The sequence below is a fragment of the Pseudomonas sp. SM4 genome (assembly GCF_051913165.1).
Lineage (GTDB): Bacteria > Pseudomonadota > Gammaproteobacteria > Pseudomonadales > Pseudomonadaceae > Aquipseudomonas.
The window spans coordinates 443188-463828 of the sequence record NZ_JBODOE010000003.1; the positions used below are offsets into that span (position 1 = coordinate 443188).

Annotated in this window: 15 protein-coding genes and 1 pseudogene; 1 reads left to right on the plus strand and 15 read right to left on the minus strand. The window is 59.6% G+C overall.

What is annotated here, in order from left to right:
- Positions 1 to 343 precede the first annotated feature (343 nt).
- The 6 genes from ACQ4MY_RS07695 to arcD (ACQ4MY_RS07720) all read right to left on the minus strand — a co-directional run bounded on the left by ACQ4MY_RS07695 (position 344) and on the right by arcD (ACQ4MY_RS07720) (position 7357).
- Complete coding sequence (locus ACQ4MY_RS07695) at positions 344 to 1852, minus strand: sigma-54-dependent transcriptional regulator (RefSeq protein WP_102900179.1); 1509 nt, start codon at positions 1850 to 1852, stop codon at positions 344 to 346.
- A 202-nt stretch (positions 1853 to 2054) separates the two neighbouring features.
- Entirely contained in the window at positions 2055 to 2417 is a 363-nt protein-coding gene (locus tag ACQ4MY_RS07700) for a DUF5064 family protein (protein WP_008086543.1), read from the minus strand.
- Between the two features lie 62 nt (positions 2418 to 2479).
- Positions 2480 to 3409, minus strand: coding sequence for a carbamate kinase (gene arcC, locus ACQ4MY_RS07705; protein WP_401241947.1), 930 nt, complete (start codon positions 3407 to 3409; stop codon positions 2480 to 2482).
- 150 nt (positions 3410 to 3559) lie between these two features.
- Positions 3560 to 4570 (minus strand): ornithine carbamoyltransferase, encoded by a 1011-nt coding sequence (locus ACQ4MY_RS07710; RefSeq protein ID WP_008086805.1) that lies wholly within the window; start codon positions 4568 to 4570, stop codon positions 3560 to 3562.
- A 69-nt stretch (positions 4571 to 4639) separates the two neighbouring features.
- Complete coding sequence (gene arcA / locus ACQ4MY_RS07715) at positions 4640 to 5896, minus strand: arginine deiminase (protein ID WP_008086806.1); 1257 nt, start codon at positions 5894 to 5896, stop codon at positions 4640 to 4642.
- A 33-nt stretch (positions 5897 to 5929) separates the two neighbouring features.
- Positions 5930 to 7357: an arginine-ornithine antiporter gene (gene arcD / locus ACQ4MY_RS07720; RefSeq protein ID WP_008086807.1), complete on the minus strand. Its 1428-nt coding sequence runs from the start codon at positions 7355 to 7357 to the stop codon at positions 5930 to 5932.
- A gap of 621 nt (positions 7358 to 7978) precedes the next feature.
- Here arcD (ACQ4MY_RS07720) and arcD (ACQ4MY_RS07725) point away from each other — a divergent pair.
- Positions 7979 to 9406, plus strand: a complete 1428-nt coding sequence (gene arcD, locus ACQ4MY_RS07725; RefSeq protein WP_008086808.1) for an arginine-ornithine antiporter — start codon at positions 7979 to 7981, stop codon at positions 9404 to 9406.
- 258 nt (positions 9407 to 9664) lie between these two features.
- On the opposite strand, the gene ACQ4MY_RS07730 is transcribed toward arcD (ACQ4MY_RS07725), so the two are convergent.
- The 9 genes and pseudogenes from ACQ4MY_RS07730 to gap form a co-directional block, all read right to left on the minus strand.
- Entirely contained in the window at positions 9665 to 11011 is a 1347-nt protein-coding gene (locus ACQ4MY_RS07730; RefSeq protein WP_440094634.1) for a CoA transferase, read from the minus strand.
- 206 nt (positions 11012 to 11217) lie between these two features.
- Positions 11218 to 11973 (minus strand): methyl-accepting chemotaxis protein, encoded by a 756-nt coding sequence (locus ACQ4MY_RS07735; protein WP_440094767.1) that lies wholly within the window; start codon positions 11971 to 11973, stop codon positions 11218 to 11220.
- A 102-nt stretch (positions 11974 to 12075) separates the two neighbouring features.
- Positions 12076 to 13398, minus strand: a pseudogene (locus ACQ4MY_RS07740) (PDC sensor domain-containing protein); the annotation flags it as partial.
- Positions 13399 to 13751: 353 nt separating this feature from the next.
- Positions 13752 to 14147, minus strand: a complete 396-nt coding sequence (locus tag ACQ4MY_RS07745; protein WP_008086813.1) for a YbaN family protein — start codon at positions 14145 to 14147, stop codon at positions 13752 to 13754.
- A gap of 153 nt (positions 14148 to 14300) precedes the next feature.
- Positions 14301 to 14909 (minus strand): biliverdin-producing heme oxygenase, encoded by a 609-nt coding sequence (locus ACQ4MY_RS07750; protein WP_440094636.1) that lies wholly within the window; start codon positions 14907 to 14909, stop codon positions 14301 to 14303.
- A 112-nt stretch (positions 14910 to 15021) separates the two neighbouring features.
- Entirely contained in the window at positions 15022 to 17580 is a 2559-nt protein-coding gene (locus ACQ4MY_RS07755; protein ID WP_440094638.1) for a TonB-dependent receptor, read from the minus strand.
- Positions 17581 to 17702: 122 nt separating this feature from the next.
- Positions 17703 to 18668: a FecR family protein gene (locus ACQ4MY_RS07760; RefSeq protein ID WP_440094639.1), complete on the minus strand. Its 966-nt coding sequence runs from the start codon at positions 18666 to 18668 to the stop codon at positions 17703 to 17705.
- Between the two features lie 115 nt (positions 18669 to 18783).
- Positions 18784 to 19302, minus strand: coding sequence for an RNA polymerase sigma factor (locus ACQ4MY_RS07765; RefSeq protein ID WP_008086680.1), 519 nt, complete (start codon positions 19300 to 19302; stop codon positions 18784 to 18786).
- Positions 19303 to 19520: 218 nt separating this feature from the next.
- Entirely contained in the window at positions 19521 to 20522 is a 1002-nt protein-coding gene (gap, locus tag ACQ4MY_RS07770; protein ID WP_007917884.1) for a type I glyceraldehyde-3-phosphate dehydrogenase, read from the minus strand.
- Positions 20523 to 20641 lie beyond the last annotated feature (119 nt).

The following is a 20641-nucleotide window of genomic DNA, read 5'->3' on the forward strand; positions in this document are numbered from 1 at the left end:
GAATGCGGCCAAGGTTTATTTATGCTTATAAATCAATGGTTTGAGTGATTTTTTAGAATGGGATTCAGTGGTGTGTGTAGCGAAATCGCTACGGCATGGAGCGGGGAGAAAAGCTGAACGGGATCAAAGCCTTGCACAGCGGTGTTCAGGGGAGGGTGTAACGATATCATTCCGCTGTAGCGCTTTCAGTACAGGTGGAGGTCGTTTTTAACGCAGATCGAAGGACTGCTGCAAAACCTGTGGGAGCTGGCTTGCCAGCGATAGCGGTGGGTCAGCCAACATTGATGTTGAATGTGCTGCCGTCATCGCTGGCAAGCCAGCTCCCACAGGGTATGAGGTGATCTCAGGGTTTGTTGGGGATGCCGTATTTGCGCAGGCGATGGGCGATGGCCGTGTGCGAGGTTTGCAGGCGGCTGGCCAGTTGGCGCGTCGAGGGGTAGCTGACGTAGAGTTTTTCCAGCAGCGTTTTTTCGAAGGATTCGACCGCTTGTTCAAGGCTGTCGACATCGCTGTCCGTCTGCCGCGCCACCGAGGTGCCAGCGATGTCGAGGTCGCCAATATCCACCAGGCTGCTCTCGCAAATCGCCGCCGCGCGGAAGATCACGTTCTGCAATTGCCGCACGTTGCCCGGCCAGCGATTGCCGAGCAGCGCCGGGTAGGTCCCTGGTGCGAGGCGGCAGACCGGGCGCTGAATCTGCGCGCAGGCCTGCTGCATGAAATAGCGCGCCAACAGCAGAATGTCCTGGCCGCGCTCACGCAGCGGCGGCACTTCAACGTTGAGTACGTTGAGGCGATAGAACAGGTCTTCGCGGAACAGCCCTTCGCTGACCATTTTCTCTAGATCACGGTGGGTCGCGCTGAGGATGCGCACGTTGACCTTCACCTCGCGATCACCGCCCACCCGACGGAAGCTGCCGTCGTTCAGGAAACGCAGCAATTTCGCCTGCAAGTACGGCGACATCTCGCCGATTTCATCGAGAAACACCGTGCCCTGGTTGGCCAGTTCCATCAGCCCTGGTTTGCCGCCACGCGCCGCGCCGGTGAAGGCGCCGGGGGCGTAGCCGAACAGTTCGCTTTCGGCGAGGTTCTCCGGTAGCGCTGCGCAGTTCAACGCCAGAAACGGCGCGCTGTGCCGCGCACTGATCGCGTGGCAGGCACGGGCGACCAGTTCTTTGCCGGTCCCGGTTTCGCCTTGAATCAGCAGCGGTGCATCGAGGGCTGCTACACGCTGCGCGCGGGCCTTGAGGGTGCGGATCGCCGGGGATTCGCCAAGCAGTGCATCGAACCCTTCAGCGTGGTCGTGGTGCAGTGCCGAGAGTTGTTCACCGATACGGTTCGGTTGATACAAAGTGAGCAGGGCGCCAGCGTCGGTGATCGGCGTGGCGTCGAGCAACAGGGTCTGGCCGTTGACGGTGATTTCGCGCAGCGGCAGGCGGAAGCCGTGTTCGAGCAAGGTGTCGAGCAGGGCCGGATCGTTGAACAGTTCAGAGACGCTTTCACCCGCCGGCTCACGACCGTACAACGCGATCAACGCCGGGTTGGCCAGCAGCACTTTGCCGGCGCTGTCGAGCGCCAGAACCGGATCGGTCATTGCCGCAAGCAACGCGTCAAGCTGCAGGTGTCGACGCTGGCCAGGGAGGATGTCGACCACGGTCACCGCTTCCACGCCGAGCACGCGGAACAACGCATCTTTCAGTTCTTCGAGCACTTGCGGACTCAAGGTCGGCGCATCGATGTAGACGTTCGGCGGGATCATCTCCACCGCATCCAGATTGAGGTTGCGCCCACCGAGGATAGCCAGGACTTCCTGGGTGATGCCGACGCGGTCGATGAAACTGACGTGGATACGCATGGGGCGGTTCAGTGATCTGCAGAGCGGAGGGTGGCAAGTATGCCTTGGGGCGGGCTAATGGTGAAACCTGTGTCCTGCGCTGATCGTTCCCATGCTCCGCGTGGGAATGCATCCCGTGACGCTCTGCGTCACAGCGGACGCGGAGCGTCCGTGGCGGCATTCCCACGCAGAGCGTGGGAACGATCGATGTGCAAAATTCAGGTTATTCGAAATGCTCAAGATTGACCGGATCCCCGGATTGCATATTCAACTTCTGCCGAATGTCTTCAAACATCAGGTCGTAATGCTTGTGCACCGAGCCGATCTGGCTGTGCGCCTTGGGAATCCCGTACTTCTCGGCGATGCGGGTCACGTCACGGGCGAAGTTGTAAGCCTCTTCCTTGGGCAGGAAAAACGTTTCCTTCATGTCCTTGCCCTGCATGCTGCCATGCAGGGTGAACTGTATTCCTTTGCCTTTCGAAGGATCGGTAAACACTTCATAGTCGAGGTGTACGTTGTAATTGACGTCATCGTCGGTCAACGCGTGCCGCTCGATGTGCAAGTGACCAGGTTCGAATTGGGCCATGGTTTTCTCCTTTCAAGGCATGGGAGAAGGGCAGACCCTCGGTCTGCCCCCGGAGTTTCTAATTATCGGTAAGTGATGCCCGGCTTCGCGGTGGTCACACGCGTACCGGCCGTGCCCTGGACGATGGCTTCGATGTCCGCCAGCGAACCGATCACCGCGACCTTGCCAGTATGGCGCGCGAATTCGCAGGCTGCCTGCACCTTCGGCCCCATGGAACCGGCGGCGAAACCGAGGCGTTCGAGTTCATCCGGGTGCGCTTCGGCAATGGCTTTCTGCGTCGGTTTGCCGTAATCGATGAACGCCGCGTTGACGTCCGTGGCGATCACCAGCAGGTCGGCTTCCAGTTGCTCGGCGAGCAGTGACGAGCACAGATCCTTGTCGATTACTGCCTCGATGCCTTTGAGGTTGCGGTTCTCGTCGTACATGGTCGGGATGCCGCCGCCCCCGGCGCAAATAACGATGCTGCCCTTGTCCAGCAGCCACTTGATCGGGCGGATTTCGAAGATGCGTTTTGGCCGTGGACTGGCGACGACACGACGGTACTTATCGCCATCCGGGGCAATCGCCCAGCCTTTTTCGGCGGCGAGTTTTTCCGCTTCGGCCTTGTCATAGACCGGGCCGATCGGCTTGGTCGGGTTCTTGAACGCGGGGTCGTTGGCGTCGACTTCAACCTGGGTCAGCAGGGTGGCGAACGGCACTTCGAAGTCGAGCAGGTTGCCCAGTTCCTGTTCGATGATGTAGCCGATCATGCCTTCGGTTTCGGCGCCGAGCACGTCCAGCGGGTAAGGGGTGACGGAGGTGTAGGCCGCCGCTTGCAGCGACAGCAGGCCGACTTGCGGGCCGTTGCCGTGGGCGATGACCAGTTGGTTGCCGGCATGGATCTTGGCGATTTGCTCGGTGGCGATGCGGATGTTGGCGCGCTGATTGTCAGCGGTCATCGGCTCACCACGGCGGAGCAGGGCGTTACCGCCCAACGCTACGACGATACGCATAATGCAATCCTTTCAGAATTCGATGACCCTGTAGGAGCTGCCGAAGGCTGCGATCTGTTGATCTTGATCTTGAACAAGCAAAGTCAAAAGATCGCAGCCTTCGGCAGCTCCTACAGGTTGTTGGTTGATCAGGAGAACCTGATCATCCAGTTACAGATCAGCGAGGGTCGAGACCAGAATCGCCTTGATCGTGTGCATGCGGTTTTCCGCTTGCTCGAAGGCGATGCAGGCTGGGGACTCGAACACGTCGTCGGTCACTTCGATGCCGTTTTTCAGGTGCGGATACTGCTCGGCAATCTGTTTGCCGACTTTGGTATCACTGTTGTGGAACGCCGGCAGGCAGTGCATGAACTTGGTGCGCGGGTTGCCGGAGGCTTTCATCAGCTCGGCGTTGACCTGGTACGGCAGCAATTGCTGGATACGCTCGGCCCAGGCTTCCACCGGTTCGCCCATCGACACCCAGACGTCGGTGTGGATGAAGTCGACGCCTTTGACCGCCGCTTTCGGGTCTTCAGTCAGGGTGATGCGCGCACCGCTTTCTTCCGCATATTTGTGGCAACGCTCGACCAGATCATCCAGTGGCCACAAGGCTTTCGGCGCGCAAATGCGCACGTCCATGCCGAGCTTGGCGCCGACCAGCAGCAGCGAGTTGCCCATGTTGTTGCGCGCATCGCCGAGGTAGGCGTAGCTGATTTCATGGATCGGCTTGTCGGCGTGTTCACGCATGGTCAGCACGTCGGCGATCATTTGCGTCGGGTGATATTCATCGGTCAGGCCGTTGAACACCGGTACGCCAGCGAACTTGGCCAGCTCTTCGACGATTTCCTGTTTGAAACCACGGTACTCGATGGCGTCGTACATGCGCCCCAGCACGCGGGCGGTGTCTTTCATGCTTTCTTTGTGACCGATCTGCGAAGAGTTCGGGTCGATGTAAGTGACGTTGGCGCCTTGGTCATACGCCGCCACTTCGAACGCGCAACGGGTACGGGTCGAAGTTTTTTCAAAGATCAGGGCGATGTTGTTGCCCTTCAGGTGCTGTTGCTCGGTGCCGGTGTATTTGGCGCGTTTGAGGTCGCGGGACAGGTCGAGCAGGTAACGCAGCTCACGTGGGGTGTGGTGTTCCAGGCTGAGCAGGTTACGGTTGTGAATGTTAAAAGCCATGATGGATCTCCTTCGGTGTCGGTTATCCCCCTGGCCGCACGTTGTAAGTGTCGGCCAGGGCTCAGAGGTTTAGTAATCGATCGGGTCGCGGATGATCGGGCAGGTCATGCAGTGGCCGCCGCCACGGCCTCGGCCCAATTCACCGGCGCTGATGGTGATGACTTCCACGCCGGCCTTGCGCAGCAGGGTGTTGGTGTAGGTGTTGCGGTCGTAGCCGATTACCACGCCCGGTTCCACCGCAACCACGTTGTTGCCGTCGTCCCATTGCTCGCGTTCAGCGGCGAAGCTGTTGCCGCCGGTTTCCACCACGCGCAACTTAGGCAGGTTGAGGGCTTTGGCCACGGTGTCGAGGAAGGTGCCTTCCTCGCGGCGGATGTCGATGCCGCCCTGTTTGCTTTCGTCTGGTCGCAGGGTGAAGGCGACGATCTGATTGACCACCTCAGGGAAAATCGTTACGAGGTCGCGGTCGCAGAAGCTGAACACGGTGTCGAGGTGCATCGCCGCGCGGGATTTCGGCAGGCCGGCGACGATGACTTTTTCCACGGCTTTGTTTTTGAACAAGTTCAGCGCCAGTTGGCCGATGGCCTGACGTGATGAGCGCTCGCCCATACCGATCAACACCACGCCGTTGCCGATTGGCATGACGTCGCCACCTTCAAGGGTGGAGCTGCCGTGCTCCTTGTCCGGGTCGCCGTACCAGATTTCGAATTCGGCGTTGGTGAACTGTGGGTGGAATTTGTAGATGGCGGTGGCCAGCAGGGTTTCCTGACGGCGCGCTGGCCAGTACATCGGATTCAGCGTCACGCCACCGTAGATCCAGCAGGTGGTGTCGCGGGTGAACTGGGTGTTCGGCAGCGGCGGCAAAATGAAGCTGGAGTGGCCGAGGAAGTCGCGGAACATCTGGATGGTCTTGCCACCGAAGCTGTCCGGCAGATCATCGGCAGACACGCCACCAATCAGGAATTCGGCGATGTGCCGTGGCTCCAGGCTTTTCAGCCAGGATTTCACTTCGTTGATCAGGCCCAGGCCCACCGAGTCGGCGGTGACCTTGCGCTCGAGAATCCAGTCCAGCGCTTCCGGGATGGCGACGATGTCGGTCAGCAGGTTGTGCATTTCCAGCACATCGATGCCGCGCTCGCGCATTTTGGTGACGAAGTCGAAGTGGTCGCGCTTGGCCTGGGCCACCCAGAGCACGTCATCGAACAACAGCTCGTCGCAGTTGTTCGGGGTCAGCCGCTGATGGGCCAGACCTGGGGAGCACACCATGACTTTGCGCAGTTTGCCGGCTTCGGAATGTACGCCGTACTTAACTTTTTCCGTGGTCATTTCAGATCCTCCAGATAACAAAACAATCAGGGGTTACAGAGTCAGGAAGCCGTCGTAGAGACCGTAGGCCGCCACCAGGGCACCCACGACCACTGCGGCGAAAATCAGCTTCTCGACGTTAGTGAAAATCGGTTGTTTGAGTTCCAGCTTGGCTTTGGCGAACAGGATCGCGCCAGGTGCGTAGAGCAGGGCCGAGAGCAGCAGATACTTGACCCCGCCGGCATACAGCAGCCACACCGCGTAGATCAACGCGATGCCGCCGATTATCAGATCCTTGCGCCGCTCGGCCGCGAAGCCCTCGTAGCTTTCACCGCGCACCGCAAGCAGCAGGGCATAGGCCGCCGACCACAGGTACGGCACCAGAATCATCGAGGTGGCGAGATAGATAAGCGACAGGTAAGTACTGGCCGAGAACAGCGTGATGATCAGGAAAATCTGCACCATCGCGTTGGTCAGCCACAGGGCGTTGACCGGTACGTGGTTGGCGTTTTCCTTACGCAGGAACTCCGGCATGGTGTGGTCTTTGGCAGCAGCGAACATGATCTCCGCGCACAGCAGCACCCACGACAGCAGCGCGCCCAGCAGCGAAATAATCAGACCAACACTGATCAGTACCGCGCCCCAGTGACCGACCACGTGCTCAAGCACGGCGGCCATCGACGGGTTCTGCAGTTTTGCCAGTTCCGGTTGGGTCATTATGCCCAGCGACAGCACGTTCACCAGCACCAGAAACAGCAGCACGGTGATGAAGCCGATCACGGTGGCCTTACCGACGTCCGAGCGTTTTTCGGCGCGGGCCGAGAAGATGCTCGCGCCCTCGATGCCGATGAACACCCACACGGTGACCAGCATCATGTTGCGCACCTGGTTCATCACGCTGCCCAGATCCGGGTTTTTGATGCCCCAGATGTCGGCGGTGAAGATGTCCAGTTTGAAGGCGAACACCGCGATCAACACGAACAGCAGCAGCGGCACGACCTTGGCGACCGTGGTCACCAGGTTGATGAACGCCGCTTCCTTGATCCCGCGCAGGACGAGGAAGTGCACGGCCCACAGCAGCACCGAGGCACCGATCACCGCAGCAACCGTGTTGCCTTCACCGAAAACCGGGAAGAAATAGCCGAGGGTGCTGAACAGCAGAACGAAGTAACCGACGTTGCCCAGCCAGGCACTGATCCAGTAACCCCAGGCGGACGAGAAACCCATGTAGTCACCGAAACCGGCCTTGGCGTAGGCGTAGACACCGCCGTCCAGGTCAGGCTTGCGATTGGCGAGGGTTTGAAAGACAAAAGCGAGGGTGAGCATGCCGACAGCGGTGATGGCCCAACCGATCAGTACCGCGCCGACGTCGGCGCTGGCGGCCATGTTTTGTGGCAAAGAGAATATCCCGCCACCGATCATCGAGCCGACTACCAACGCAACCAGTGCACCTAGTCGTAGTTTTCCGGGAGCTTCAGACATTGCATGACTCCATTGCAGGAGAGAAGAGATCACAGCGTAGTTCTGTTGTCTGTTCAAACAGCTGACTTAGATCAGTGCATGGTCACATTCCATTGTTAATGAATGACTTAGGCAGCCACTGCAGGCATAAAGCTATTGTCTGAAATGCCCGTTCTAGAGGCTTTCTGGTGATGTTCTTGGGAATGGCTATTATTACTTTCGAATTATCACGCTAGTTCTTTTTGGCGGTTTGGCAAATTTTCCGCGTCTGTTTTCAGTACAGAATTGATTTATTAGGATCAGCGCACAAAATTGTCTTAGCGTGCTAGGCGTTAGCGTCATCGGCTATATATAAATGGGTGTTTGTTGGCGTTATCTAATAAACGTACTTACTCTTTACCCATTTAGTTAGTTAAGACATAAACCTGTGGTGAGGGGATTTATCCCCGATGGGTGGCGAAGCCGCCCCAAAGCCTCAGAACTCGTTCTGTCTGATACACCGCACTGACTGGATCTGGGGCGGCTGCGCCACCCATCGGGGATAAATCCCCTCGCCACAGGGGGGCGTTGCATCTGGGGTTTGGGTGGATCTTGGGGTTTCGGTAGAAATTGAGAATTCGTTGATCAGGAAGGGAGATTTGAATGTCGCAACCGACGCAAAAGCTGCGATTAGGCGCGTTGATCGCCCTGGTGGTGGGGTCGATGATTGGCGGGGGGATTTTCTCGTTGCCGCAGAACATGGCAGCACGCGCCGACGCCGGGGCGATCCTGATCGGTTGGGGTATCACCGCGATCGGCATGTTGACGCTGGCGTTCGTCTTTCAGACTCTGGCCAACCGCAAGCCGGAACTGGACTCTGGGGTCTACGCCTACGCCAAGGCCGGGTTTGGCGACTACATGGGGTTCTCTTCGGCGTGGGGTTACTGGATCAGCGCGTGGCTGGGCAACGTCGGTTATTTCGTCCTTTTATTCAGCACCCTTGGCTACTTTTTTCCGGTGTTCGGCCAGGGCAACACGCCGATCGCCATTGCCTGTGCGTCGGTGCTGCTGTGGGCCGTGCATTTTCTGGTGATGCGCGGGATCAAGGAGGCGGCGCTGATCAATCAACTGACCACGGTGGCCAAAGTCGTGCCGCTGATCATGTTCATTGTCATCGCGGCGGTGGCGTTCAAGGCTGACATTTTTACCCGCGACATCTGGGGTACCAGCAACCCGAATTTCGGCGGGGTGATGGATCAGGTGCGCAACATGATGCTGGTCACCGTGTTCGTCTTCATCGGCATCGAAGGCGCCAGCGTGTACTCGGCGCGGGCGGAGAAACGCAGTGACGTCGGCCGCGCCACGGTGATTGGTTTTGTCGGCGTGCTGGCGCTGCTGGTGCTGGTCAACGTGCTGTCGCTGGGAATCATGAGCCAGCCGGAACTGGCCAATCTGCAGAACCCGTCACTGGCGGCAGTGCTTGAGCACATCGTCGGGCCGTGGGGGGCGCTGTTGATCAGCATTGGTCTGGCAATTTCCCTGCTCGGTGCCTTGCTGTCGTGGGCGCTGCTGTGTGCGGAAATTCTTTTCGCCACGGCCAAGGACAAAACCATGCCGGCGTTCCTGAAGAAGGAAAACAAGAACCACGTGCCGGTCAATGCGTTGTGGCTGACCAATGCGATGATCCAGATTTTCCTGCTGATCACGCTGTTTTCGGCGGGCACTTACACCAGCCTGATTTATCTGGCGTCGTCGATGATTCTGGTGCCGTACCTGTGGTCGGCGGCGTACGCGGTGTTGCTCAGCGGGCGCGGCGAAACTTACGAACACGCTTCGGCCGAACGCACCAAGGATTTGCTGATTGGCGGCATCGCACTGGGTTATGCGGTGTGGTTGTTGTATGCCGGTGGGGTGAAGTATTTGCTGCTGTCAGCGCTCTTGTATGCCCCAGGAGTGATTTTGTTTGCCAAGGCCAAGCATGAGGCGGGCGAACCGTTGTTCACCCATGTCGAGAAAGGCATTTTCACCTGCGTGGTCATCGGCGCGGGGCTGGCGGCATACGGGTTGTACAGCGGTGTGCTGTCGTTGTGAGGTTGGCACTGGCTTATCAGCCACCCAATGACTGGCAGGCGATGTTGGGGGGCTCGCGGCCCGTGCGGCGTGTTGAGGCGTGGCGGCCGTATGGGGGATGCGGCGCTGCTGTTGTGGACATCGTTATGCCGGGCTGACCGATCCGGGATTTTTGTTGGCAGAACTGGCCTCATCGCTGGCAAGCCAGCTCCCACAGGTTAAGCGTTGTACAGATAACCTGTGGGAGCTGGCTTGCCAGCGATGGGGCCCGAATTGGCGCTACCACTTTGGTGGGTGTGAACCCAATGCTGTAGCCGGCGACGCCCACTGAATCGGCGTACCGCTGATCTTCACCGGCACCTGCAACCGATGCGCCGGTCCCCATGGGGTCTGTTCCACCAGCACCTGTTGATCCTGCTCATTCTCGGCACGCAGCGTTTCAGTTGTGCCCGACCCAGACTCAATCAACAACTTCGCCGTACGCGCCAGCGACAAACGCGCCGAGCCACCGCGACCATTGCGCAAGCGCTCGGTGAGCAACTTGAGCGCACTCGCTGCCAGCAAATACCCCGTCGCATGATCCAGCGCCTGCACCGGCAACGGCGTCGGTTTGTCAGCTTGCTGCCAACGCTGCCCGGCCTCGGCGATGCCGCTGCTCATTTGCACCAGGCTGTCGAAGCCTCGACGGTTCTGCCACGGGCCGCTCCAGCCGTAGGCATTGAGGCAAACGTCGATCAGCCCCGGCGCCAGTTGGCGGCGGCGTTCTGCGCCGAAACCGAGATGCTCCAGTGCGTCGGCGCGATAGCCATGCAGCAGGATGTCGGCGTCTTTCAACAAACTTTCGAACACCGCTCGATCCGCCGCAACCTGCAGATCCAGTCGCGCACAGCGTTTACCCAAGGTCATTTCCGGGACGACACCGGGCTCATTCCAGGTCGGCGGATCGATGCGCAAAACCTCCGCGCCGAGCCCCGCGAGGAAACGACTGGCGGTAGGGCCGGCGAGCACTCGGGTCAGATCCAACACCTTGATCCCGGCCAATGGGCGTTCCACTGAGCCTTGCCACGATTTCGCATGTTCATCCTGATTAGTGATGAAGTGAACAAGCTGCTCGGCATTCACCGCCAACCCTTGCGGATGCTGTTGCCACTGCGCCCAACTGCGCATTTCGGCGGCGCAACCCTTGGCGTCGACCACCGCTTGCTCCAGCTCCGTGCTCGTCCATTGCGCGACTTTCGCTGCCATCGCTGAGCGGTCAGCGCAGGCACCGAGCACGCGTTCAGCGGCAGCGCGATGATGCGGGGCGTTGGTGTGCAGACGAATCCAGCCGTCGCAGGTTGGGTAATCACCAGCAATCGGGTCCCACAGTGGCGGCACCTGCCAGCCGATCGGGCGCAGTGAACTTGAGAACCAGAACGAGGCCAGGCGACGCTCGACTTCAATGGTGGGCAGTTGGCCGGTTTGCTGATGCAGCAGTTCGCTGACGGCTTGTCCGGCAGCGGCAATGCTCGCGCACGCAAGGTCAGTGACGGCGAACGCCGAGGGCAGGGCGCCGTGATCGGTGAACGGAATTGGCGTGTGCGACAAGCCGAGTGCGGCTTGAATGGACGTGAGTAAATCAGTCATCGAAGGCCCTCCGGAGCGAGAGGGCGATGATAGTGCAAAACAATCCCGAGTCAGATGAAATCCCCGATTGCAGGGTTGCCACTTGACCCTGTGGGAGCTGGCTTGCCAGCGATAGCGGAGGGTCAGTCAACAATGTACTGACTGATCTGCCGCCATCGCTGGCAAGCCAGCTCCCACAGGGGTTTGCGGTGATTTTCGCTAGGTGTTTATACGCGGAACTGGTCCATCAATTTCATCTGTTGGCTGGCCAAGGCATTGAGCTGGCTGCTGATCGCGGCCGATTCAGTGGCTTGGCCGGTCAAGGTTTCGGTCACGGTACGAATCGCCGAAACGTTACGGTTGACCTCTTCGGCCACCGCGCTTTGCTGCTCGGCGGCGCTGGCGATTTGCAGGTTCATGTCGCTGATCACCGTCACCGCGTCGCTGATCTTGCCCAGCGCATCCACCGCCTGACGAATCTGCCCGGCGTTGTTGTGCGCCTGGGTCTGGCTCGAATGCATGGTCGCGACCACGCCACGGGTGCCGGTCTGGATGCGTTCGATCACTACGCGAATTTCTTCCACCGAATCCTGCGTGCGTTTGGCGAGGTTACGCACCTCGTCGGCGACCACCGCAAAACCACGTCCGCTTTCGCCGGCACGGGCCGCTTCAATGGCCGCGTTAAGCGCGAGCAGGTTGGTCTGTTCGGCGATGCTGCGGATCACTTCCAGCACCGAACCGATCTGCTCGCTGTTGACCGCCAGCGCTTCAACTTCAGTCACCGCTTTGCTGACTTCATCGGCCAGTTGGTTGATGTCGCGGGTGCTGCGCTCGATGATCGACATGCCGTCCCTGGCCGACTGATCGGCACCCTTCGCAGCATTGGCCGCGTTCGAGGCGCTGTTGGCAACGTCGTGGGCGGTGGCGCTCATTTCGTTGGAGGCGGTCGCAACCTGGTCGATTTCACGGAACTGTACCTGCATGCCTTCGCTGGTCTGGCGGGCAATTTCCGAGGACTGGTCGGCGGTGCCGCGCGCTTCGGTGATGCTTTGTTTGATCTGCGCGATGGTCGGTTGCAGCTTGTCGAGGAAACGGTTGAACCAGTTGACCAGTTCGCCGAGTTCGTCCTTCTTGCTGTAGTTCAGGCGTTGGGTCAGATCGCCTTCACCGCTGGCAATGTTCTTGAGCATTTCGGCGACGCTGTTGATCGGCCGGGTGACGCCGGACGCGGTGAGCCAAATCAGCAACAGGCCAATCACGCCGGCCACGATGGCGACCAGCAGCGCGGTGATCACGCCGGTTTCCTGTGCGTCATCAAGCACCGCTTGCAGCTTGACCGAGTCGGCCAGCAACACTTGTTTCGGCAGGTCGATGACCACGCCCCAGGCGCGCGCGTTGCCGATCGGATCGACTGGATACACCGCACGGATCAGATCGCCCTGTTCGATGATTTTCGGCGTGCCGGAGGCGAGCAGTTGCAATACGTCCTGGCCATTGGCGCCGAGGGTGTCGCTGATCTTTTTGCCGACCTTGGTCGCGTCCGAACTGTCGGCAGCGAGCACGCCACTGCCGGAGACGATCAGCATGTGCCCGGCGTTGTTGAAGAGGTTGCGTTGCGACTCGACAGCGGCCGCTTGCAGGGCGTCGAGGGCGATGTCGACACCGACCACACCGATGGCCTTGCCGTCGACGATCAGCGGCACGGAAATGGTCGTCATGAGCATTTCCTTGCCACCGACGGTGTCGGCATACGGGTCGAGCAGGCAGGTGCGCTTGTTGTCGCGAGGGCAGGTATACCAGCTGTTGTACGGTGTGCCGCTGACGCTGAGGGTGGTCTTGGTCAGGTCTTCCTCGACCATGATCGTGTTCAGCGAGGAACCGGCGGCGCGACTCCAGTACGTGGCGAAACGCCCGGCTTCGTTGGACTGGCGCGCGGCGTCGTTGGCGAATTCACTGTCCTTGCCGTCGAGGCCGTTCGGTTCGAACGCGAGCCAGATGCCGAGCACCTTGTCGTTGCGCTCGAAGGCGGTTTTCAGGCTCAGGTTCAACTCTTCGCGCAGGGCACCGGCGTCCAGTGAACGCTTGGCGGCCATCACCCGCATGTCCTTGATCTGATCCGCCAGCGCGGTGATCACCAACAGGCTTTCACCAAAGGTCTTCTGCACCCGCACCGCTTGTTCGGCGGCCTTGGCTTGCAGCAGATTCTGCACACTGGCGGTGAGCAACTGGTTGCTGGAGGTGCTGACCAGTTCGTCGTTCTGGTTGGTCTGGTAGATGTTCATGCTGACGATCAGCGCGACCACACCGAGCAGGCACAGACCGGAGAGCAAAACGATTTTCAGGCGAATGGACAGAGAGTCGAACATGGGGCGATCTCGCGAATGAATAAACGGGTGGCTGGCGGACATTAACTATCCGGTTCGCCAAATCCATTCAGCGCCATTTAATGCTCATCGGCGCGAGGCGAGAGGGCATGAGCCGGCTACCGACGAACGGTCATCGCTAAACGTTTGCGCAGGGGAAAGTGCTGGAAATCAGAACAATTTCAGGGAAGTGTCTGCGTGTTTTGGAGGGCACTTGTGGCGAGGGGATTTATCCCCGTTCGGCTGCGAAGCAGTCGTTAGACCAGAGAATACGGTCTGTCAGTGGGACGGGGGGACGGGTTTGGGGCGGGTTTGGGGCCGCTTCGCAGCCCAGCGGGGATAAATCCCCTCGCCACAGGGTTTATGTATGCCGCAGATTTGGAGTGATCTTTGAAAAATCAGGCCGGTTTAGTGATGGTTTCCGGGCGCGACCAGATCCACAGGTTGCCCAGACTCATCCCGGCAATCGCCAGATAAACCGGCCAGCCGTGATCAAGCATCACCAGCATCAACGTCGCGCAGAGCAGCATGCTCACCGTCGCACTGACCTTGGCCTTGCGCGCGATGATCTTGCCGTTGCGCCAGTTACTCAGAATCGGCCCGAACAGCCGATGGTTTTCCAGCCAGGCACTCAGGCGCGGCGAGCTGCGGGTCGCGGCCCAGGCGGCGAGGAGGATGAACTCGGTGGTCGGCAGGCCGGGCACGACAATGGCGATCAGGCCTATGCCGAGGCTGACGTAGGCCAAGAGGCCGAACAGCACGCGGGCGAGTTTTGAGGAGGCGGGTTGCGGCATGGGCTCAGCGGATTGCTTCTGAAGCGGAATGGAGATCTTACAGACTTACGCGCCCCCCCTGTAGGAGCTGCCGCAGGCTGCGATCTTTTGATGTTGATTGCAAGATCAAAAGATCGCAGCCTGCGGCAGCTCCTACAGGGGGATTTGTGTGGCTCAGGCGAGTTCGGCTTCGGTGGCGTAAGCCTGTTCCAGCAGCACGGTGAAGCGGTTGAACGCGTCGATCGCGCCTTGCTCCACTTCGGCTTCTTCTTCAGCACTGAACTGCAGCGAGTCGAGGGTACGCACGAAACTCTTCCAGCCTTCGGCACGACCACCTTCGGGCTCACCGAGGTGACGGGCGCCGAACGTTTCGCTCAGCTCCAGCGCCACGGCACGCTTGATCAGGAACGCTGCGCCGAGCTTCGAACCTTCGGACACAAAGATCCAGCCGAGTGCACGGGCCTTGCTCGGGTTTTTTACTGCGCCGGCGACCGGTGCAGGGACTTCGGTGTCGAGGTCGGCGAGGTCAGCCTTGGCCGCTTCGGCGCGGCAACGCGCGGGCAGGTCAGGCACGATCGCGGTCAGTTCGGCATCGTTGTACAGGTCGACCAGTTCTGACTGGAACAGGTACTGCGCGACCACGAAACGGGCGAAGTTGGCGCGGGTCTCGAACGGCGCATGCGCCTTGACCAGCGCATCGAGCTTGGTGTGCGGCTCGTTGGTGATCTGGTTCAAGCGCTGCGAACGCAGGGCAGGGCGTTGTTCGGTGTCTTGAGCGGTCATGACAAATCCTTGAGAAATTGAGGCGCTTGCTAACGAGACGAACCAGCCAGCGAGCGAGCGTAAAAAAACCTCACGGGGCGGTGCATGAACACGCGCCGTGAGGTTTGCCGGATCAGATGTCCCAGACCAGATTGATCGCGAAGTTGCGGCCCGGTTGGGTCAGGCGATCAAGGTTGGCCGGTTGCGTGACCGAGGCTTCGCCGACGCTGTCGTAACCGCGCACGTCATCCCACTGCCAGTATTTCTTGTCGGTCAGGTTGTAGAGACCGGCGTTGACGGTCACGTCGTCGGTGACTTTGTAGAAGCCCGCCAGGTCGAGCACGCCATAACCCGGGGTCTTGAACTGGGTGCTGGTGCCGTCCGGCGTCTTGAACATGGTGCTGTCGACACGATCCTTGCGCTTGACCAGCGTCCAGCTCAACAGAGCACCGTATTTGTCCTGGTCATAACCGAGACCGAACACGCCGGTCAGCGGGTTGACGCTGTTCAGCGGCTGACCGCTGTCGTCATTGCGGCCATACAGGTACGCCATCGAGCCTTGGGTGTAGAGGCCGGTCGGCGCGCCAAAGGTGTCAAGGTTCAGGCGACCCTTGAGCTCAACGCCTTTGATGGTGGCGTGTTTGATGTTGTTGCTCTGGAACGTGGTCTCGCTGTAGCCCGGAGTGATCGCGTTTTCATCGATGAAATCACGGTACTTGTTGTAGAACACCGCAACATCGAAGGTGCCCGCTTCAAACTGGCCACGCAGGCCGGTTTCATAGCTTTTGCTTTTTTCCGGTTCAAGATCCGGGTTCGGCGCGACCTGGTAGCCGCCCGCGAGGTTTTCAAAGCGACCGTACAAGGCCTTGGCGGTCGGCGTGCGGAAGCCTTCGGCGTACTGACCGTACCAGGTGTAGTTATCGTTGAAGCTGTAGGTCGTGCCGAACTTCGGCGACAGACGATGCCAGGTTTTTTCCTTGTCGCTGACTTGACCGTTACCGCTCTGGTCGGCAGTGGCGAGGAACTCATCGGTGATGTGCGGCTTGAGTTGGGTGTAGTCGTAGCGTGCGCCCGGCAGGAACGTCCAGTTGCCCCAACTGATTTGATCCTGCGCGAACAGGCTGTAGCTGTTGATGGTCGGATCCGGGAAGTCGCTGGCCGGTTTCAAAGTGTCGGTGGCGCTTGGCGCACCGATTACCCGGCAGGCGCCGCTGACGGTCAGGCAGGTGCCGTTGCCGGTGCGCAGTCCGGTGACTTTGTCCTGCTTGATGGTCGTGCCGTAGGTAATGGTGTGATCGGTGTCGGCGATGGCAAATGACTTGTCAGCCTGCGCATCGAATACCCACTGGCGATCCTTGTAATTAGTGTCGCGGTTACGCAATACGGTGCGCGACGGCGCGTAGATTTCCTGGGTGCTCTGGTCGGTCTTGGCGATCTGATAGTTGAGCGACCACTTGATGTTGTCGGCCAGCACAGTGTCCAGCGCGAAGCGGTGTTCCAGACCAAAACGCTCGCGGGTGACGGTGTCGTTGCCGGTGCGCGCCTTGTAGAAACCAAACCCGCGTCCAGCGTTGAACGGGCCACCGACGGCGCTCAACTGGTTGGTGTCGCGGTCGTCTTTGTAGTGTTCGTAGGTCAGGCCGAAGCGCGCGTCGTCAGCGTAGTTCCAGCCGAGTTTGGCCAGCACGTTGGTGGTGCGCACGTCTTCCGGGTTGGCCTCGGTGCGGTTCAGGCCGGTGCCACCGGTTTCGCCGTAGGACTCGGTTTCGTGACCGTTGCGCTGGCTCAGGTGCAGCAAACCGTCGAAGTCACCGGTGCGGCCGGCAACAGTGCCGGAGGTCAGCCAGCTGTCATCGGCCGAGCTGTAACCGGTTTTCAGCCGTGCGCCGACGTCCTGGCCAGGCTTGATGATGTCGTCCGGATCGAGGGTGTAGTAGCTGACGGCGCCGCCAATCGCATTGCTGCCGTACAGCACCGAGGCCGGGCCACGGAGAATTTCGACGCGTTTGACGATTTCCGGGTCGACGTAATTGCGGTTGGTCTGTGCGTAAGGGCCGTTGAAAAAACTGTCCGGCACTTGCACGCCGTCGACCTGAGTCAGGACACGGTCGCCATCGATACCACGAATGTTGTAGCCGGTGATGCCGGCACGCTGACCGGCACCGCCCACCGAAACGCCCGGCTCGTAACGCACCAGATCCTTGATCGAATTGACGTTGTTGCGATCGAGATCTTCGCGGGTCTGCACGCTGACGGTGGCCGGCACGCTGCTCACCGACTGTTCCTGACGCGTGGCGCTGATGGTCACCTGATCCAGATTGAGCGTGCCGCTGGCGTTGCGTTTTTCCAGCACGACGTTGTTGTTGCTCAGCTTGCGGAAGCTCAGGTTGGTCCCCACCAACAGACGCTCGAGGGCTTTTTCCGGTGGCAGCGAACCGCGCACGCCCGGCGACGATACGTTCTGCCCCAGTTCCGCCGGCAAACCGACCTGCCAGCCCGTCACGGCGGTGAAGGCATTGAGCGCCGACACCAGCGGTTGCTGACTGATGGAGAACGAGTAATCACCCATGTTGCGTGCCGGTTGCTCGGTGGCAGCCATCAGTGGCGCGGTGCCGGCCATCAGGATGGCAGCGGTCAGCAGCGACAATACGCGGGAAGGGGATGAGGTCTGGCGGGTAAGGCGTGAGGACATCGATAGCGCTCCGTGTCGCACGAATCTTTATAGGTGCTGATTCACTTCCGAGGATGCGAATCAATTGCATTGGCTATAACGAGACGAACGGGCTTCAGCTATCGAGTAAAAATAATTCTCATTTAGTTCAAGATCACCAGCGCCGGGAATTCCTGCAGGCGCGCCGAGGTGATGTGGGCGAGGGAACGAACGACGTCGAGCGGCTGATCGAGGCGGTAATTGCCGGTCACGGCGACGTCGGCCAACTGCTCGTTGGTGTTGATGATCCAGCCCGGGTAGTAGCGGCGCAGCTCGGCCAGCACTTGATTCAGCGGACAATTCTCGAAAACCAGTCGGCCCTGAACCCAGGCCAGATCGGTCGCAGCATCGAGTTTGGCCGGGCGATCAAAACCGTTCGGGCCGATGCGGATGCTTTCGCCGGCCGACAAGCGCACGCGGGCATCGTTATGGGTCGCGCGCAAATCGACATCGCCGCGTTGCACGTTGACCTGCGTCACGCCATCGAGATAACGCACGGCGAACGCAGTGTCACGCACGCTGGCCTTGACCGGGCCGGCATCGATTTCCAGGGGCTGAGTGCGGCTGCCGGCGATCTCGAAATACGCTTCACCCTGATACAACCGCGCGACGCGCTGTTGATCGTTGATGGTGCTGGAGAACGCCGAGTTGGTGTTGAGCAGGACTTTCGAGCCGTCCTCCAGTTGCAGGCGCTGACGCTCGCCCACCACCGTCAAATGATCGGCCTGCAGGCGCATTGGCAAATTGCTGAAACTGAACAGCCCGAGTACCAGCACAGCGGCCGTGGCCAGTGGTTTCCAGTGCGGGCGCAAACGCTTGAGGAAGGTGACCTTGGCCGGTTTCGCCGCGAGGCTTTGCGCGCATTGAATCACTAACGGGCCGTCCCAGATCGCTTGCGCCTTGGCGAACGCTTCAGCATTCAACGGATCCGCCGCCAGCCAGGCATGGAACTGCCGGGTCTGCTCCTCGTCCGGGCTGCCGAGCACGATGAGCCAGTCGAGTGCCTGGTCCATTGCGTTTGCAGCGTCCTGCGCCGAATCCGGCGAAGGCGAGCGGTGGGTGTCCGTCACGGTGTTTCCTCGGCAGTGTCTGTGCACGGCTGTTTTTTTAGTGAAGCGTAAAAGTCGGGCAAGGGTAACAAAGCCCGATGATCAGTGCAGTCGATCCTGACATTTATGGAAACGTTCAGTCGCCATTCAAGCGTTCGGCGACGCCGATGCAAATGGACATGATCAGTTTCAATTCTTTCTGCACGGTGCTGAGGGACACGTTCAGTTCGTCAGCGATTTCCTGGTAGCTGTTGCCGTGCAGGCGGCTGAGAATAAAAATCTGCTGCTGACGCGGGCTGAGTTGACTGAGGCTCACGTTCAAGCGCTCCAGCAGTTGTTCGGCGTGGGCGGCGTCTTCGGCGCTGCTGGCAGGGGCGGCGATGCTGTGCACAACGTCCTGCGGCACGTCATCGACCATCGTCCGTGAATGAATCTTGCGCGCGCGCAAATGATCCAGCGCCAGATTGCGCGCGGTCTGGAAGACAAAAGGTTCGAGGTGATCGATGGCCCGCTCGCTCAGCGCCCGCGTCACGCGCAGGTAGGTTTCCTGCAGCAGGTCTTCAGCGGTGCTGTGATTGTTGACCATCCGTTCCAGCGTGCGCAGCAAGGACGTGCGCTGGGTGAGGAAGACGTGGTTGAAGCGCGATTGACTCACGGGGGAACCTGATCCATTTCGAGCGAATGATAATGCTTATCATCTAGTTGAATGGTCAAGTATTGTTTTGCGATCAAAGCAGATAAATGTAGGAGCTGCCGAAGGCTGCGATCTTTTGATGTTGATCTTAAAAACAAGATCAAAAGATCGCAGCCTGCGGCAGCTCCTACCTGGATTTACGTTAGGCCATCAGGTGAGCGCACCCCGCCAATGTCGGATTACTCGGCGTTACACAGCGCCAGGCAGTTATCCAGCATGCGGTTGGAGAACCCCCATTCGTTGTCGTACCAGGCCAGCACCTTCAGCAGTTTGCCGCTGGATTTGGTGTGGTTGGCGTCGAAGATCGACGACAGCGGGTTGTGGTTGAAGTCGCTGGACACCAGCGGCAGGGTGTTGAAACCGAGAATCTTCGAGTGCTGGCTCGCAGACTTCATCAGTGCGTTGACCTCTTCGGCGCTGGCTTCTTTTTTCAGCTGTACGGTCAGGTCCACCAGCGACACATTGATCACCGGCACCCGCACCGCCATGCCGGTCAGTTTGCCGGCCAGTTCCGGCAGCACCAGGCCCACTGCTTCAGCGGCGCCGGTCTTGCTCGGGATCATGTTCTGCGTGGCCGAACGCGCGCGGTACGGGTCGGTGTGATAAACGTCGGTGAGGTTCTGATCGTTGGTGTAGGCATGAATGGTGGTCATCAGACCGCTTTCGATGCCCAGCTCACGGTGCAGCACCTGCGCCACCGGTGCCAGGCAGTTGGTGGTGCACGACGCGTTGGAGATGATCTGGTGCGACTGGCGCAGAATGTCGTGGTTCACACCATATACGACGGTGGCGTCGGCGCCTTTGGCCGGGGCCGAGATGATCACTTTGCGCGCGCCGGCAGTAATATGCGCGGCCGCTTTGGCGCGATCGGTAAAGAGACCGGTGCATTCGAACACCACATCAATCTTTTCCGCCGCCCATGGCAGTTCGGCCGGGTTGCGAATGGCGCTGACCGCAATGCGGTCGCCGTTGACGGTCAGGCTTTCATTGTCATGCTCGACTTGCGCGTCAAACGTGCCGTGAACGGTGTCGTATTTGAGCAGATGGGCATTGATCGAGCTGTCGCCCAGATCGTTGATGGCGACGATCTGCAAATCCTGTCGATAGCCTTGGGTATACAGTGCGCGCAGGACATTACGGCCGATGCGGCCAAAACCATTGATTGCGATTCGTAGAGTCATGGAACAGCGCCGCCGTCGTTTTGTTGTTGGAATTACAAGATTATTCGCATAAAAATAGAAAACAAGCCTTTTTAGTGGCAATATTTTGTTTTATCTACAACGAGTGACCTGAATCAACT